The sequence below is a fragment of the Streptomyces sp. NPDC058371 genome (assembly GCF_042723265.1).
Classification (GTDB): Bacteria; Actinomycetota; Actinomycetes; order Streptomycetales; family Streptomycetaceae; genus Streptomyces.
Window position 1 is genome coordinate 286,624 of the sequence record NZ_JBHXJC010000003.1, and the last position, 15,462, is coordinate 302,085.

A 15,462-nucleotide genomic window follows, 5' to 3' on the forward strand; every position below is an offset into this window, starting at 1 on the left:
CTCTGGGCAACCCCCATGGCAGGTGGGTCGGAAAAACGGACCTTGGGTCCCCGCCGGCGCGCGGCTCCAACAGCCCGCGCCCCGGACACACTTCGGCCGCGGCGGCTCCCCCTCCGCGCCGCCGCGGCCGATCCCCGTGTGGGTGAAGGTCTAGCTGGGCTCGGACGTCACGTGTGTGTTGTCCGGCGTGGTCTCGCCGTCGTCCTCGTCGGTCACGTGGGTGTTGAGCGGCTTGATCGGGCTGCCGGTCACGTGCGTGTTCAGCGGCTTGATCGGGCTGCCGGTCACGTGGGTGTTGAGCGGCCTGATGTCCCCCGCGTCCGCCTCCCCGCCCGTGACGTGGGTGTTGTCGGGTCCGACGACCGGGCCGTCCTGCTCCGTGGCGCTCATGTTGCTGCCTCCCCTGTTGTGGCACTGGTTGGACTTGAGAGCCCGTCCGGCCGCTCCCCCGAGGGCGGTCGGACGGGCCACTCGGGCCGCCTACTGGACTGCGAGCCAGGCGACCTTCACCGGCGGTCCGTCTGCCCCCCGACGCGACGGATCGACAAAGGAAATACTGCCTGGCCGCGATAAACGAACGATGAACGCCCCTGGCGGACCGCTAAGCGGCCGCGATCGGCGTGAGGTGCGTGCGCACCTCGGCTGCCTCAGGCGAGCCCAACTTCTCGTAGATCTCCAGGGCTTCGCGCCAGCAGACCTGGGCCCGGCCGGACTGGCCGATGCCGTCCAGGGCCCTGCCCAGCACCGTCAGGACGTTGCCGCGGCGCCACTCGCCGCCGATGCCCCGCAGCACCGTGAGGGCCATTTCGGCGTTGCTCGCCGCCCGCGCCGGTTTACGGGCGTCCAGGTCGACCTCGGCGAGCCGGCACAGGGCCATGCCCTCCCACAGCCGCTGCCGGCTGCCGCGGAAGATGCGCAGCGCCTCCTCCAACTGCGCGGAGGCGTCGGCGTGCTGCCCGCTCTTGCCGAGCGCCATCCCGAGGGCGTAGCGGCCGTTGGCCACCCGGAGAGAGTGGCCCAGGGTCTCGTAGATCTCGGTGCCCTGGCGGGCGAGGACGACGGCGCTGTCGGCGCGGCCGGTGGCGAGATGCAGGCGCGAGAGGTTGCACAGCGGGCTCGCCGAACCGGCCATGTCGCCGCAGCCGCGGAACCGCTCGATGGCCCGGCTGAAGTGCCCCTCGGCGTCCTCGTGACGGCTCTGGTAGAAGGCGATGCTGCCGAGGATGTTCGCGGCCCAGCAGGTGGGCAGCGGGTCGTCGGCCGCCTCGGCGAGCTGGAGCGCCTGCTGCGCCTCCCGGTACGCCTGGTCGAACACCCCGGAGAAGAGGCGGGCGTTGCTCAGAACGACGCAGGCCCGTCCCTCCGCGCGGGTGTCCGCCGTCTCCCGGGCAGCGTCGCGCAGCGCCGCCGCGGCGGCCTCGTACTCCTTGGAGTTGGCCCCCGACTCGGCGAGGTCGACGGCCGCCCACAGCAGATCGATCGCGCGCCGCAGGGTCCGGGGACCGGCCGACTGCCGTACACAGGCGAGCAGGGGTACGGCCTCGGAGTAGAGCCAGTCCCAGGAGGCCTGCCGGTTCGCGAAGGCCAGGCCCGGTGTGCCGGTCGGCTCCAGATGGTCCACCAGCCGGTCCCCGGGGCGCTCGATGGCGTACACGCCCGCGGCCGTGGCCAGGTAGAAGTCGAGGAGGCGGGAGAGCGCGGCGTCGCGCTCGGTGGGGGGATGCTCGTCGCGCTCGGCGCAGGCGCGCGCGTAGAGGCGGACGAGGTCGTGGTAGCGGTAGCGGCCGGGGGCGGCGGATTCCAGCAGGGACGTGTCGACGAGGGACTCCAGGAGGTCCTCCGTCTCCTCGGCGGGCAGGTCCAGGACCGCGGCGGCGGCCGCCAGCGAGATGTCCGGGCCGTCGGCCAGGCCCAGCAGGCGGAAGGCGCGCGCCTGGGCCGGCTCCAGCTGGCCGTAGCCGAGTTCGAAGGTGGCCTTGACGGCCAGGTCGCCGGCCTGGAGTTCGTCCAGCCGGCGGCGCTCGTCGGCGAGCTTCGCGGCCAGCACCGAGACGGTCCAGGTACGGCGCGCGGCCAGCCGGGAGGCGGCGATGCGGATGGCGAGGGGGAGGAAGCCGCAGGCGGCGACCACGTCGAGCGCGGCCTCGCGTTCCGACGCCACCCGCTCCACGCCGACGATCTTCGTGAAGAGCTGGAGTGCCTCCTCGGGGGACATGACGTCCAGGTCCACGAGGTGCGCGCCGGCCAGGTCGACCATCCGTATCCGGGAGGTGACCAGCGCCGCGCATCCCTCGGTGCCGGGCAGCAGCGGCCGTACCTGGGCGGCGTCCCGGGCGTTGTCCAGCAGGACCAGCACCCGGCGGCCGTCCAGCACCGAGCGGTAGAGGGCTGAGCGCTCCTCCAAGGAGTCGGGGATGGCGGAATCCGTGGTGCCGAGGGCCCGCAGGAAAGCGCCCAGCACCGTCTCCGGCTCCGCCGCCCGCGCCCCGGCGCCCTGGAGGTCCACATACAGCTGCCCGTCGGGGAAGGCTCCGCGTGCCTGGTGCGCCACGTGCACGGCGAGGGTCGTCTTGCCCACGCCCCCGATCCCGGCCAGGGCGGAGACCGCCATCACCCGCCCCTCGGCGGACGCGAGCACGTCGCCGAGCTCGGACACGAAGGACGCCCGGCCGGTGAAGTCCGGAACGGTTGCCGGGAGTTGGGCGGGACGTACGGGAGCGGACGTCGGCTCGGCGGCCGGAGCCGACGGTTCCGCGAGACCCGGGTCCGCCTGGAGGATGCGCTGCTGGAGCTCCCGCAGTCCGGCGCGGGGGTCGATGCCCAACTCGTCGGCGAGCAGCCGCCGGGTGTCCGCGAAGACCGCGAGGGCCTCCGCCTGGCGACCCGAGCGGTACAGCGCGAGCATCAGCAGCTCGCGCAGCCGCTCCCGGAGCGGATGCGCCGCCGTGAGGACGGTCAGCTCGGACACCGCCTCCGCGTGGCAGCCCTGCTCCAGGTCCATGTCGAGGCGGGATTCCAGGAGTTGCAGGCGCCACTCGTCGAGGCGGGTGCGCTGGTTGTCCGCGTACGGACCGGGGATGCCGGCCAGCGGCTCCCCGTCCCACAGGGCCAGCGCCTCGTTCAGCAGGCCGCGGGCCTGGCACAGGTCCCCGGTGCTCTTCGCCTTCTCGGCGTCGGTGGCGAGCTGCTGGGCGCGGGCCAGGTCGAGTGCGCCGGGGTCGGGCAGGCGCAGGGCGTACCCGCCGGACTCGCTCACCAGGACACCGGGGTTCAGGACCTTGCGGAGCCGGGACGCGTACGTACGGACGGCGGCCAGCGCCTGGGACGGCGACTCCTCGCCCCACAGGGCGTCGATGAGCTCGGCGGCCGTCGCCGTACGGCCCTCGCGGAGCAACAGGGCGGCAAGCAGAGCGCGTTGTTGCGGGGAACCCATGGGCAAGGACTCCGGCCCGCGCCAGGCGCGCACCGGGCCGAGCACGCCGAAGCGCAGCGCCACCGAGTCCTCGGGGCCCCGCTGCTCCGGCACTCGCGGTACACCGTCCATCGCTGTCCCCCTGCCGACCGTCATGACAACGAGGCCAGTTTGCCTTGTTCATGGCGGATGCGTCAGCCGTGGGAGACAGCGATCACAGGGGCCGGGGCCCTGCACCACAAGGTCCTCACACACTCTCCCCACACATCCGCACAGACTCGCTCGCCGCGGACGGGAATACGGGCGGGGCGGCGAGCGGGTCGCGACCAGCTGACGGGCCGTCAGATCGGCGCTACCGTGAGCCGTATGGAGACCACGGAAAGCACGGAGAGTCCCTCGACCGCCTTCCCGAGGATCATCTCGGTGGACGACCACACGGTGGAGCCCCCGGACGTCTGGCGGGACCGGCTCCCGGCGAAGTACCAGGACAGCGGCCCGCGCATCGTCCGCGCGCCGCTGAAGGAAATGACCTTCCTGGGCGGCAAGTTCGCGCCTGTCATGGGCGGCCCGGGCGACGACGGCCCGATCGGCGACTGGTGGGTGTACGAGGATCTGCACCGCCCGCTGACCCGTCTCGACACCGCCGTCGGCTACTCGCGCGACGAGATCAAGCTCGAGGTCATCACCTACGAGCAGATGCGCCCGGGGTCGTACGACGTCCCGCAGCGGCTGGCGGACATGGACGTCAACCACGTCCAGTCGGCGCTCTGTTTCCCGACCTTCCCGCGCTTCTGCGGCCAGACGTTCACCGAGGCGAAGGACCGTGAGCTGGGACTGCTGGGGGTGCGGGCCTACAACGACTGGATGGTGGAGGAGTGGTGCGGCCCGGCGGCCGGGGGCCGGCTGATACCCCTGACGCTGATCCCGTTGTGGGACGCCCGGCTCGCGGCGGAGGAGGTACGGCGCAACGCCGCCCGTGGCGTCCGCGCGGTGGCCTTCTCCGAGATCCCGCCCCACCTGGGGCTGCCCTCCGTGCACACCGACGACTGGGACCCCTTCCTCGCCGCCTGCGACGAGACCGGCACGGTCATCGCCATGCACATCGGCTCCAGCAGCCGGATGCCGTCGACCTCCGCCGACGCCCCGCCCGCCGTCGGATCCACCATCACCTTCGCCAACTGCTGCTTCTCGATGGTCGACTGGCTGATGAGCGGGAAGTTCGAGCGCTTCCCGAACCTGAAGGTCATGTACGCCGAGGGACAGATCGGGTGGATCCCCTACATCCTCGAACGTGCCGACGTGGTCTGGGAGGAGAACCGGGGGTGGGGCGGGGTCGCCGACAAGGTGCACCGGCCGCCGTCCGAGCTCTTCACCGAGCACGTCTACGGCTGCTTCTTCGACGACGCCTTCGGGCTCAAAAACCTCGACGCGATCGGTGTCGGGAACGTCCTGTACGAGACCGACTACCCGCACTCCGACTCCACCTGGCCCAAGTCCCGTGAGGTCGGCGAGGCGCAGATGGGACACCTGGACGCGGACGTGGTCGACCGGATCGTACGGCGCAACGCCATCGAGCTGCTGGGTCTGACGGATGACGGCCTCTGGGCGCGGTGAAGGGGCGGACCGAGAACCGGCTCGGCGGCCGCGGGCGCCGCGAAACCCCGCACGCCCCTTGTCTGACGACCCGTCAGCAAGGAGCATTGCATGGCTGCTGTATGACGGCCCGTCAGATAAGGGGTGCGTGCCCATGTGGGTGTTGCCGGAAGAGCGACTGGTGTACGGGATGCAACTCCCCGTCCAGTCGCAGAGCACCATCTACGCGGAGGGCTGGGAGGCCGAGGCCGGCCCGGACGACCTCGTCGAGATCGCCCATACCGCCGACCGGGCCGGCTTCGCGTACCTCGCGAGCTGCGATCACGTCGCCATCCCGCGGCGGCTCGCGGGTGCCATGAGCACCATCTGGTACGACCCGGTTGCCACCCTCGCCTTCCTGGCGGGCGTGACCGAGCGGGTGCGGCTGCTCAGCCATGTCGCGATCGTCGGGCTGCGGCACCCGCTGGTCACCGCCAAGCAGTACGCGACCCTCGACCACCTCGCCGGCGGCCGGCTGGTCCTCGGGGTCGGCGCCGGGCACGTGCAGGAGGAGTTCGAAGCGCTGGGGGTGGACTTCGAGCGGCGGGGCCCGGTGCTCGACGAGTCCATCGACGCCCTGCGCGCCGCGCTCGGGCCCGATGAATACCCGGTCCATCACGGCAAGTTGTACGACTTCGAGGGGCTCGGCCAGCGGCCGCGTCCCGCGCAGGACCGGGTTCCGGTCTGGATCGGCGGCTCCTCGCCCGCCGCCGTGCGCCGGGCGGCCGTCCGGGGCGACGGCTGGCTGCCGCAGGGCGATCCCCGCGACCGGCTCCCGGATCAGATCGCCCGGCTGCACCGGCTCCGGGCGGAGGCGGGCGTCACCGACCCCATCGCCGTCGGGGCCATCACCGAACCGCTGTACGTGGGTGCGCCCGGCTGGGACGTCGGGCGGCGCACGCTCAGCGGCTCGCCGGACGCGCTCGCCGAGTCGCTGCGGGCGTACCGGGCGATGGGGGTGCACCAGATCCAGGTGCGGTTCCGCAGCCGCAGCCGGGCCGAACTCACCGACCAGATGGCCGCGTTCGGCGCCGGGGTCGCGCCCCACCTCGACTGAAGCCGTGTCCCACCTCACTCAGGGAGTCATGCCATGGGCAAGCTCGACGGACGGGTCGTCCTCATCACCGGCGCGGCGCGCGGGCAGGGTGAGCAGGAGGCGCGGCTCTTCGTCGCGGAGGGCGCACGGGTCGTCATCGCGGACGTGCTCGACGACCAGGGGGAGGCGCTGGCCAAGGAGTTGGGGGCGCGATACGTCCATCTCGACGTGAGTCAGGAGGCCGACTGGCACGCGGCCGTCGCCGCCGCGGGGAGCGCGTACGGACGGATCGACGGGCTGGTCAACAACGCGGGCATCCTGCGCTTCAACGAGCTGGTCAGCACGCCCCTCGACGAGTTCCAGCAGATCGTGCAGGTCAACCAGGTCGGGGTCTTCCTGGGGATCAAGACCGTGGCGCCGGAGATAACGGCCGCGGGCGGCGGGACCATCGTGAACACCGCCTCGTACGCGGGTCTGACCGGGATGGCGTACGTCGGCGCGTACACGGCGACCAAGCACGCCATCGTCGGGCTGACCCGGGTGGCCGCCCTGGAACTGGCCGGCCGGAAGATCCGCGTCAACGCCGTCTGCCCGGGCGCCATCGACACGGCGATGAGCAACCCCTCGCAGCTCGACCCCGCCGCCAACACCGAGGAGACCGCCCAGGCGCTCGACGAGCTGTACAGCAAGCTCGTGCCGCTCGGGCGGATCGGACAGCCGGAGGAGGTGGCCAAGCTCGCCCTCTTCCTCACCGGTGAGGACTCCTCGTACATCACCGGGCAGCCCTTCGTGATCGACGGCGGCTGGCTGGCGGGCGTGAGCGTTATCTGACAGAGCGTCAGCTATTGACGGTGCATGGGCGCGGTGCAACAGTCGGCGCAGAGAATCTGACGGTACGTCAGCTAAGACGTGGGGACGGTGAACCTCCTTGGAATTCGGGCTCTTTGTACAGGGATACGTGGGCAAGCGCGCCGAGACGGATCCACTCGCGGAGCACAAGGCGCTGATGGAGGAGACCGAGTACGTCATCCAGGCGGACCAGTCCGGCTTCAAGTACGCCTGGGCGTCCGAGCACCACTTCCTGGAGGAGTACTCGCACCTCTCGGCGAACGACGTCTTCCTCGGGTATCTCGCCCACGCCACCGACCGCATCCACCTCGGCTCCGGGATCTTCAACCCGCTCGCCCAGGTCAACCACCCGGTGAAGGTCGCCGAGAAGGTCGCCATGCTCGACCATCTCAGCGAGGGACGCTTCGAGTTCGGGTCCGGGCGCGGCGCCGGATCGCACGAGATCCTCGGCTTCATACCGGGCGTCACCGACATGAACTACACCAAGGAGATCTGGGAAGAGACCATCGCCGAGTTCCCGAAGATGTGGCTCCAGGAGGAGTACGTCGGGTTCCAGGGCAAGCACTGGCAGCTGCCGCCGCGGAAGATCCTGCCCAAGCCGTACGGGAAGTCGCACCCCGCGATGTGGTACGCCGCCGGGTCGCCGCCCTCGTACGCCATGGCCGCCCGCAAGGGGCTCGGGGTGCTCGGCTTCAGTGTGCAGAAGGTCTCCGACATGGAGTGGGTCCTGGAGCAGTACAAGACGGCGATCGTCGAGGCCGAGCCGGTCGGGGACTTCGTCAACGACAACGTGATGGTGACGTCGACGGCGATCTGCGCGCCGACGCACGCGGAGGCTGTGCGGATCGCGGCCGGCGGTGGACTGCACTACCTGCAGTCGCTCGTCTTCCGCTACCACGACACCTTCCCGCGGCCCGACGGGTTCCCCGTGTGGCCCGAGACGCTGCCCGAGTTCAACGAGGAGATCATCGAACTCCTCATCGCCGAGGAGCTGTTGATCTGCGGCGACCCGGACGAGGTGCTCACGCAGTGCAAGCGGTGGGAGCAGGCGGGGGCGGATCAGCTGTCCTTCGGGCTGCCGATCGGGATCTCTCGGGAGGACACGTTGCAGTCGATCAAGTTGATCGGGGAGCACGTGATTCCGAAGATCGATACGGATCCTGTCCACCGGACGTCGCGGTTCCGTCAGTCGGCCTGACGGGGCGCGTTGCTGGGTTTTGCGGGGCGGTCCTTGCGGGGGCGGCTCCCTGTCGGGTGCGGGTGCGGGTGCGGGTGCGTTGGGGCTGGGCGCGCAGTTCCCCGCGCCCTTGACCCCTTCGGGGTCGGTTCTGCCCCTGGTGGGGCGGGGAGGCGCTTGGCTGTGGGTGGGTGGGTGGGTGGGGGCTGGGCGCGCTGTTTCCCGCGCCCCTGACGGGGCTGGGCGCGCCGTTTCCCGCGCCCCTGACGGGGCTGGGCGCGCCGTTTCCCGCGCCCCTGACGGGGCCGGTCGCGGCGTTTCCCGCGCCTCTGACGGGGCTCTGGTGAGGGATGTGAGAGAAGGGGTTGGAGATGCTCGACCATCTGATCAAGGGTGTGACCGTGGTGGATGGGACGGGGGCGCCCGCGTATACCGCTGACGTGGGGATACGTGACGGGCGTATCGCCGTGATCGGGTCGGTCGGGGAGTCGTCGCGGACCTCGGAGGATGCTGCCGGGCTCGTGCTCGCCCCCGGCTTCGTCGACCCCCACACGCACTACGACGCCCAGCTCTTCTGGGACCCGTACGCGACCCCGTCGCTGAACCACGGTGTGACGACCGTCGCGGGCGGCAACTGCGGCTTCACCCTGGCCCCCTTGAATCCCGGCCGCCCCGATGACGCCGACTACACGCGCCGCATGATGTCCAAGGTCGAGGGCATGTCCCTGGTCGCCCTGGAGGAGGGCGCGCCCTGGAACTGGCACAGTTTCGGGGAGTATCTGGACGCCCTGGAAGGGCGGATCGCCGTCAACGCGGGCTTCATGGTGGGGCACTGCGCGCTGCGGCGGTACGTGATGGGCGCGGACGCGGTCGGCGGGCAGCCGAGCGAGGAGCAGCTCGGGGAGATGCTCACCCTCTTCCACGAGGCGATGGAGGCCGGAGCCTGGGGGCTGTCCACGACCCAGTCCTCCACCCACTCCGACGGCGACGGGAAACCGGTCGCCTCCCGGCACGCGAAGCCCGCGGAACTGCTGGCCCTCTCCCGGGCCGTCGGCGACCACGAGGGAACCCAGATCGAGGCGATCGTGGCCGGCTGCCTCGACCAGTTCAGCGACGACGAGATCGATCTGTTCGTGGAGATGAGCGCGGCGGCGGGCCGGCCGCTGAACTGGAACGTCCTGACGATCGACGCCGCCGTGCCCGAGCGCGTCCCCCGGCAGCTGGAGGCGAGCGAGCGGGCCCGCAAGGCCGGTGGCCGCATCGTCGCGCTCACCATGCCGATCCTCACGCCGATGAACATGTCGCTGGGCACCTTCTGCGCGCTGAACCTGATCCCCGGGTGGGGGGAGGTCCTGGGTCTGCCGGTGCCGGAGCGGATCGAGAAGCTCCGCGACCCGGACGTACGGGCCGGGATGCTGCGCCGGGCCGGCAGCAAGGAGGCCGGGGTGTTCCGGCGGCTGGCCAACTTCGGGCGGTACGTCATCGGCGACACCTACAGCGCGGCGAACGAGGGCCTGACCGGGCGGGTCGTGAACGACATCGCGGCCGAGCGCGGCCAGGAGCCGTTCCAGTGCCTCGTGGAGATCTGCGCCCACGACGAGCTGCGTACGGTGCTGTGGCCGATGCCCACCGACAACGATCCCGACTCGTGGGCGCTGCGGCAGGAGACCTGGCGGCACGAGGACGTCATGCTCGGCGGCTCCGACGCGGGCGCCCATCTGGACCGCATGTGCGGAGCCCCGTACACCACCCGGTTCATCGGGGACTGTCTGCGCGGGCGGAAGCTGGTGTCGCTGGAGCAGGCGGTGAAGATGCTGACGGACGATCCGGCGCGGCTCTTCGGGCTGCGTGAGCGCGGACGGCTGCGGGAGGGATTCCATGCGGACCTCGTGCTCTTCGACCCGGAGCGGATCGACGCGGGCAAGGCCACCCTGGTGCACGACCTGCCGGGAGACAGCCCGCGGCTGGACGCCAGGGCGCTCGGCGTGAAAGCCGTGTGGGTCAACGGAGTCGAGGCGATCCGGGACGACGTGGTGAGCGGTGCCGTGCCGGGAAAGGTGTTGCGGTCGGGGCGGGACACCAGGACGGTGAGCACCAAGTGACCGAGGGACAACGGCTGTTCATCGGCGGGGCGTGGGTCGCGCCGGACGACGGGTTCTACGAGGTGATCGATCCGGCGACCGAGGGCGTCGTCGGGCTGGCGCCGGAAGCCTCGCGGGAGCAGGTGTACGCGGCCGCCGCCGCGGCCCGCGAGGCCTTCGGGGCGTGGTCGCGCACGCCCGCCGAGGAACGCGCCGCCGTCCTCGACCGGGCGGCCGGGATCATCCAGCGCAACTTCGTGCCGTACGCCGAACTCGCGCAGGCCGAGAGCGGCGCCACGACCGGCACCGCACGCGGCATGCAGGTGGGCGTGGGCATGGCCCGCTTCCGGCGGTACGCGCGGCCCGAGCCCGTGGAGCAGGCGCTGCCGCCGCAGATCAACGAGGCGGGCCCCTTCGGGAAGGCCGCCGTGCTGGGTGCGCTGGCCGTGCGCCAGCCCGTCGGCGTGGTCACCTGCATCACCTCGTACAACAACCCCTGGGCCAACCCGGCGGGCAAGATCGCGCCGGCCCTCGCCATGGGCAACACCGTGGTAGTGAAGCCCGCCCCGCAGGACCCGCTGTCCGTGTACCGGATGGCGGAGGCCTTGGCGGAGGCGGGCGTTCCGCCGGGGGTCGTGAACGTGGTGAGCGGCTCGCGGGCGGGGGCCGGCGAGGCCGCGGTCGACAGCGACGACGTGGACATGGTGAGTTTCACCGGTTCCACCGCCGTCGGGCAGCGGATCGCCGAGGTCTGCGGGCGCGGGATGAAACGGCAGCTCATGGAGCTGGGCGGGAAGGGCGCGGCACTCGTCTTCGACGACGCGGACGTGGAGTCGGCGGTGGCCGGGATCGGCACCACGTTCTCGTTCTACAGCGGGCAGATCTGCACGGCGCCGACGCGGGTGCTGGTGCAGCGGGGGCTGCACGACCGCCTCGTCGAACAACTGGCCGCTTACGCAAGCCACTTGAAGGTGGGGGACCCGCGGGAACGGGGCACGGTGGTCGGCCCGGTCATCTCGGCGGCCCACCGGGACCGCGTCGAGTCGTACGTCGAACTGGGCCGGAAGGAGGGCGCGCGGGTGGTCGCAGGCGGTCAACGGCCGCCCTACGAGCGGGGGTTCTACGTCGCGCCGACCCTGCTCGCCGACTGCACCCCCGACATGCGGGTCGTCCGGGAGGAGATCTTCGGGCCCGTCGTCGTGGTCGTCCCCTTCGACGACGAGGAGGAGGGCATCGCCCTCGCCAACGACAGCGACTACGGCCTGATCGACTACGTCTGGTCGGCCGACGTGGCCCGTGCCTTCCGCGTCGCCCGCCGGCTCCGGGCGGGCGGGGTCGGCGTGAACACCGTCGGCCGCAACATGGAGGCTCCGTTCGGGGGCTTCAAGAAGAGCGGAGTGGGCCGGGACGTGGGCTCGTACGCCCTGCACGCGTACAGCGAGGTGCAGTCGATCGTGTGGGCGGGCTGACGCCGCTGTCCGGGACGGCTTCGGCGTCCGGCGACCGGGAGGCGGACCGGGCCAGATGACCGGCGGCCGACTCCGCCAGGGTGCGGACCGCCGGATGCCAGGGGCGGCCCTGCGGACCGGTGAGTACCAGGCGGCGTGAGGTCCGGGGCGCCAGTGGCAGCAGGACCAGGTCGGCGGGGATCAGGGAACGGGACACCTCGGACAGGACGGTCACGCCGATTCCGGCCTGCACCATGCTGATCAGGGTCGCCAGATCCCGTACCCGGTGCGTGGGCGTGAAGCGCAGCCCGGCCCGGTCGTGGATCGTACGGATGCGGGCCTCGCAGCCGTTGGGTGAGATCAGGAACTCGTCGTCCTCCAGGTCGCGGATGTCGACGAGCGGCTCGCCCGCCAGAGGGTGGTCCCGGGGCAGCACGGCCCGGTAGCCGTCCTCGGCGAGCTGGATGCCGGGGCCGGGCGGCGGGTCGATCAGTACGGCGGCATCGGCCGTCCCGGTATCCAGCCAGGCCGAGATCTCGGCGCTGTCCCCCTCGAAGACCCGCACCGTGATCAGCGGCTGGTCCTCGCCCCAGTGCCGGAGCAGGCCGGGGACCAGCCCCTGACAGACGGTCGGTGTGGCGGCCAGCCGCACGGTGCCGGTCATGGTCTCGGCCGCGTCGGCCGCGATCTCTGCCACGGTCCGGGCCGCCGACAGCGCGATACGGGCGTGCGGCAGGACCCGCTCTCCGAGCGCCGTGGTCCGCGCCGGGGTGGTGCGGATCAACAGGGGGGCGGCCAGTTCGCGTTCCAGGGAGGCCACGGCATGTGACACCGCGGACTGGCTCATGCCCAGCTCGGCGGCGGCCGCGCCGAAGCCGCCCGTGTCGACGACGGCGAGGAACGCCCGGAGCTGGGGAAGATTCACGGTCATGCGTCGGCCTCATGTGTCTATGACGGGTATGCGTTGGATTCATGCTGCCGGGTTGGCGAGGCTGGTCCCGGGCCGCCGACTCCGGCGGAACTCCCCCTTCCTGCAGAGGAGAGCCATGCCGTACTTCCGGGTCACCGTGCCCGACCCCGACCTTCCCGCCGACAGTCGCCGCGCCCTCGCCGAAGGGCTGACAGGCCTGGCCGTCTCGGTCCTGCGCAAGTCCGCCGCCCGAACCGTCGTCCACATCAACCTGGTGCAGGCCGGCAGTTACTACGTCGGTGGCAAGCCGCTGACCAGTGGCCGTGACGCGCACGTCGAGGCCAGTATCACCCTGGGGACGAACAGCGCCGCGGAGAAGGCAGCCTTCATCGCCGGTGCGGGGGAGTTGCTGGCGGAGGTGCTCGGCCCCCTGCCCCGCGCCGGCGTCGCCCTGCACGAACTGCATCCCGAGAGCTACGGCTACAACGGCGCGACCCAGTTCGCCTTCTACCATCCGGCCGGGCACGGGCACGGGGACGGGGGCGAGCGCGGGGACGGGCCGACCGACCCGCCCGCTCACTGAGCGCTCCGCACCGCCGCGTACCGGCACGGCCCGTTCGCTCGTGCCGGGCGGTCAGCCCTCCAGATCCACCCGCACGGTCAGCAGCTGGGTGCCGAAGGCTTTGACCGCGGTGCTGTTGAAGCGGGGCAGGGTGCGCAGCCGGGCGCGGGGGTCGTCCGCGGGCATCAGATGGGCCGTGCCCGCGTGCCAACGGCCGTTGACTCTTACCCTGACCTGCGGGTTCGCCTTGATGTTGCGTACGTACTGGGACTTCTCGCCGTACTCGGAGACGAGCCAGAAGGCCTGTCCGACGCGGCGCCCGCCGACGGGGGTGCGGCGCGGCAGGCCGGAGGTGCGGCCCGTGGTCTCCAAAAGGGTCTGGAACGGCACCCGGCGCAGCAGCGGATTGGCGATCCGCCGCTGGAAGGCCGTGACCGCCCGGAACTTGACCTCGTGCTGACGCGACATGCGTGCTCCTTCTCCCGGTCCGCTGCCGGTGTGAACGTACTCCAGCCGGCTGACCGTAGCGACGCTACGGCTCCTGGGTAGCGTTGCTAACGTATTGGTGTTAGCGTTGTTCTCGTCGGGGTGCGCACCGCAACCCCAGCTGCGACGGGAGCAACGTCATGAGCGAGCAGTCCAGCACCTCCCCCCGGGTGGCCGTGGTCACCGGCGGGTCCCGCGGGATCGGCCGGGAGACGGCCGAGCGCCTGGCCGCCGACGGATTCGCCGTCGTCGTGAACTACGCGGGCAACCAGGCCGAGGCCGACAAGGCCGTCGCCACGATCACGGAGAACGGCGGAAGGGCGATCGCCTGCCGCGCCGACGTGGCCGACGAGACCGAGGTCGCCGCCCTCTTCGACGCGGCCGAGACCGCCTTCGGCGGGGTCGACGTGGTCGTCCACGCGGCGGGCGTCATGACCCTGGCCCCGCTGGTCGACACCGACCTCGACGCCCTGGACCGGATGCACCGCACCAACATCCGCGGCACCTTCGTCGTCGACCAGCAGGCCGCCCGCCGGCTGCGCGAGGGCGGGGCGATCATCAACTTCTCCAGCTCCGTGCTGGCCCTCGCCCTGCCCGGCTACAGCGGGTACGCCGCCACGAAAGGCGCCGTCGAGGCCATGACCCTGGTGCTGGCCCGCGAGATGCGCGGCCGTGACATCACCGTCAACGCGGTGGCGCCCGGCCCGACCGCCACCGCGCTGTTCCTGGACGGCAAGGACGAGGAGACCGTCGCGCGGATGGCCGCCCAGCCGCCGCTGGAGCGCCTCGGCACGCCGCAGGACATCGCCGAGGTCGTCTCCTTCCTCGCCGGCCCCGGCCGCTGGGTCAACGGCCAGGTGGTCCGCGCCAACGGCGGCATCGCCTGAGCGAGGGGCGTCCCGCCAACCGTCAAGTGCCGCACTGTTCAAAGGAGTTCTGCCATGGGCAAGACCATCGTCATCACCGGCGCCGGATCCGGGTTCGGTGCACTCGCCGCCCGCGCGCTGGCCCGGGCCGGCCACACGGTCTACGCAGCGATGCGTGACACCGGCGGCCGCAACGCGGACCGTGTCGCACAGGCCGAGGCGTACGCCAACGAGCACGGCGTGCGGCTGCGGACGGTCGAACTCGACGTCCTCTCCCAGGAGTCGGCGGACGCGGCCGTCGGCACGATCCTCGCCGAGGCCGGCGCGTTCGACGTCGTCGTCCACAACGCGGGCCACATGGTGACCGGGCCGACGGAGGCCTTCACCCCCGAGGAGCTGGCCGCGGTCTACGACACGAACGTGCTGGGCACCCAGCGGGTCAACCGGGCCGCCCTGCCCCCTCTGCGTGCCCAGGAGCACGGCCTGGTGCTGTGGGTCGGATCCACCTCCAGCCGGGGCGGCACCCCGCCCTACCTGGCGCCGTACTTCGCCGCCAAGGCTGCGATGGACGCACTCGCCGTGTCCTACGCCGCCGAGCTGGCCCGCTTCGGCATCGAGACGAGCATCGTCGTGCCCGGCGCCTTCACCTCCGGCACCAACCACTTCGCCACCGGTGGCCACCCCGCCGAGCGGACCGTGATCCCCGCGTACGAGGAGCGGTACGCGGGACTGATGGACCAGGTCGCCCAGCGCCTGGCCGCGCTGGCGCCGGCCGACGCCGATGTCTCCCTGGTGGCCGACGCGATCGTCGAGATCGTCGACACCCCCCACGGGAAGCGCCCCTTCCGGGTCCATGTCGACCCCGCGAACGACGGGTCCGAGGAGGTCAGCCGGGTCGCGGACCGCATCCGCGCCGAGTTCCTCACCCGGATCGGGCTGGCCGACCTGCTGGCCCCGCACCCGGTCGGCGGGCGGACGGCGTCGCCCGCGTGACGGCGGGTAG

The 15,462-nt window shown here is 71.7% G+C and carries 13 protein-coding genes; 9 read left to right on the forward strand and 4 right to left on the reverse strand.

The window, feature by feature from the left end; translation table 11 throughout:
• Nucleotides 1-150: 150 nt before the first annotated feature.
• Complete coding sequence (locus ACFWM2_RS12915; protein ID WP_383277298.1) at nt 151-390, reverse strand: hypothetical protein; 240 nt, start codon at nt 388-390, stop codon at nt 151-153.
• Nucleotides 391-601: 211 nt separating this feature from the next.
• Nucleotides 602-3,544 (reverse strand): BTAD domain-containing putative transcriptional regulator, encoded by a 2,943-nt coding sequence (locus ACFWM2_RS12920; protein WP_383277301.1) that lies wholly within the window; start codon nt 3,542-3,544, stop codon nt 602-604.
• A gap of 234 nt (nt 3,545-3,778) precedes the next feature.
• Between ACFWM2_RS12920 and ACFWM2_RS12925 the strand changes: the two genes are divergently transcribed.
• The 6 genes from ACFWM2_RS12925 to ACFWM2_RS12950 all read left to right on the forward strand — a co-directional run bounded on the left by ACFWM2_RS12925 (nt 3,779) and on the right by ACFWM2_RS12950 (nt 11,656).
• Nucleotides 3,779-5,026 carry an amidohydrolase family protein gene (locus tag ACFWM2_RS12925; protein ID WP_383277304.1) on the forward strand — a complete coding sequence of 416 codons (1,248 nt, stop codon included), beginning with the start codon at nt 3,779-3,781 and terminating at the stop codon, nt 5,024-5,026.
• A 133-nt stretch (nt 5,027-5,159) separates the two neighbouring features.
• Nucleotides 5,160-6,101, forward strand: coding sequence for an LLM class F420-dependent oxidoreductase (locus ACFWM2_RS12930; RefSeq protein ID WP_383277307.1), 942 nt, complete (start codon nt 5,160-5,162; stop codon nt 6,099-6,101).
• A gap of 33 nt (nt 6,102-6,134) precedes the next feature.
• Nucleotides 6,135-6,911: an SDR family NAD(P)-dependent oxidoreductase gene (locus ACFWM2_RS12935; RefSeq protein WP_383277310.1), complete on the forward strand. Its 777-nt coding sequence runs from the start codon at nt 6,135-6,137 to the stop codon at nt 6,909-6,911.
• A gap of 97 nt (nt 6,912-7,008) precedes the next feature.
• Nucleotides 7,009-8,127, forward strand: a complete 1,119-nt coding sequence (locus tag ACFWM2_RS12940) for an LLM class flavin-dependent oxidoreductase (protein ID WP_383277313.1) — start codon at nt 7,009-7,011, stop codon at nt 8,125-8,127.
• A gap of 350 nt (nt 8,128-8,477) precedes the next feature.
• On the forward strand, nt 8,478-10,208 hold the full coding sequence (locus tag ACFWM2_RS12945) for an amidohydrolase family protein (RefSeq protein ID WP_383277316.1): 1,731 nt from the start codon (nt 8,478-8,480) through the stop codon (nt 10,206-10,208).
• The gene (locus tag ACFWM2_RS12950) at nt 10,205-11,656 is read left to right on the forward strand and encodes an aldehyde dehydrogenase family protein (protein ID WP_383277320.1); all 1,452 of its coding nucleotides are present in this window, start codon (nt 10,205-10,207) and stop codon (nt 11,654-11,656) included. Before ACFWM2_RS12945 ends, ACFWM2_RS12950 begins: the two co-directional genes overlap by 4 nt.
• Here ACFWM2_RS12950 and ACFWM2_RS12955 read toward each other — a convergent pair.
• Nucleotides 11,571-12,566, reverse strand: coding sequence for a LysR family transcriptional regulator (locus ACFWM2_RS12955; protein WP_383277323.1), 996 nt, complete (start codon nt 12,564-12,566; stop codon nt 11,571-11,573). The genes ACFWM2_RS12950 and ACFWM2_RS12955 overlap by 86 nt on opposite strands.
• Nucleotides 12,567-12,681: 115 nt before the next feature.
• Between ACFWM2_RS12955 and ACFWM2_RS12960 the strand changes: the two genes are divergently transcribed.
• Nucleotides 12,682-13,128, forward strand: a complete 447-nt coding sequence (locus ACFWM2_RS12960) for a 4-oxalocrotonate tautomerase family protein (RefSeq protein WP_383277325.1) — start codon at nt 12,682-12,684, stop codon at nt 13,126-13,128.
• A gap of 51 nt (nt 13,129-13,179) precedes the next feature.
• On the opposite strand, the gene ACFWM2_RS12965 is transcribed toward ACFWM2_RS12960, so the two are convergent.
• Nucleotides 13,180-13,575: a nitroreductase/quinone reductase family protein gene (locus ACFWM2_RS12965; RefSeq protein ID WP_383277328.1), complete on the reverse strand. Its 396-nt coding sequence runs from the start codon at nt 13,573-13,575 to the stop codon at nt 13,180-13,182.
• A gap of 158 nt (nt 13,576-13,733) precedes the next feature.
• Between ACFWM2_RS12965 and ACFWM2_RS12970 the strand changes: the two genes are divergently transcribed.
• The gene (locus ACFWM2_RS12970) at nt 13,734-14,480 is read left to right on the forward strand and encodes an SDR family oxidoreductase (protein WP_383277331.1); all 747 of its coding nucleotides are present in this window, start codon (nt 13,734-13,736) and stop codon (nt 14,478-14,480) included.
• A gap of 54 nt (nt 14,481-14,534) precedes the next feature.
• Entirely contained in the window at nt 14,535-15,452 is a 918-nt protein-coding gene (locus tag ACFWM2_RS12975) for an SDR family NAD(P)-dependent oxidoreductase (protein ID WP_383277333.1), read from the forward strand.
• Nucleotides 15,453-15,462: the final 10 nt, after the last annotated feature.

Excerpts from the sequence above, each read along its gene's own strand:
- ACFWM2_RS12925 (WP_383277304.1), top strand. The coding sequence starts at position 3,779 with ATGGAGACCACGGAAAGCACGGAGAGTCCCTCGACCGCCTTCCCGAGG.
- ACFWM2_RS12920 (WP_383277301.1), bottom strand. The coding sequence starts at position 3,544 with ATGGACGGTGTACCGCGAGTGCCGGAGCAGCGGGGCCCCGAGGACTCG.
- ACFWM2_RS12955 (WP_383277323.1), bottom strand. The coding sequence starts at position 12,566 with ATGACCGTGAATCTTCCCCAGCTCCGGGCGTTCCTCGCCGTCGTCGAC.
- ACFWM2_RS12935 (WP_383277310.1), top strand. The coding sequence starts at position 6,135 with ATGGGCAAGCTCGACGGACGGGTCGTCCTCATCACCGGCGCGGCGCGC.
- ACFWM2_RS12975 (WP_383277333.1), top strand. The coding sequence starts at position 14,535 with ATGGGCAAGACCATCGTCATCACCGGCGCCGGATCCGGGTTCGGTGCA.
- ACFWM2_RS12965 (WP_383277328.1), bottom strand. The coding sequence starts at position 13,575 with ATGTCGCGTCAGCACGAGGTCAAGTTCCGGGCGGTCACGGCCTTCCAG.
- ACFWM2_RS12970 (WP_383277331.1), top strand. The coding sequence starts at position 13,734 with ATGAGCGAGCAGTCCAGCACCTCCCCCCGGGTGGCCGTGGTCACCGGC.
- ACFWM2_RS12915 (WP_383277298.1), bottom strand. The coding sequence starts at position 390 with ATGAGCGCCACGGAGCAGGACGGCCCGGTCGTCGGACCCGACAACACC.
- ACFWM2_RS12945 (WP_383277316.1), top strand. The coding sequence starts at position 8,478 with ATGCTCGACCATCTGATCAAGGGTGTGACCGTGGTGGATGGGACGGGG.
- ACFWM2_RS12930 (WP_383277307.1), top strand. The coding sequence starts at position 5,160 with ATGTGGGTGTTGCCGGAAGAGCGACTGGTGTACGGGATGCAACTCCCC.
- ACFWM2_RS12960 (WP_383277325.1), top strand. The coding sequence starts at position 12,682 with ATGCCGTACTTCCGGGTCACCGTGCCCGACCCCGACCTTCCCGCCGAC.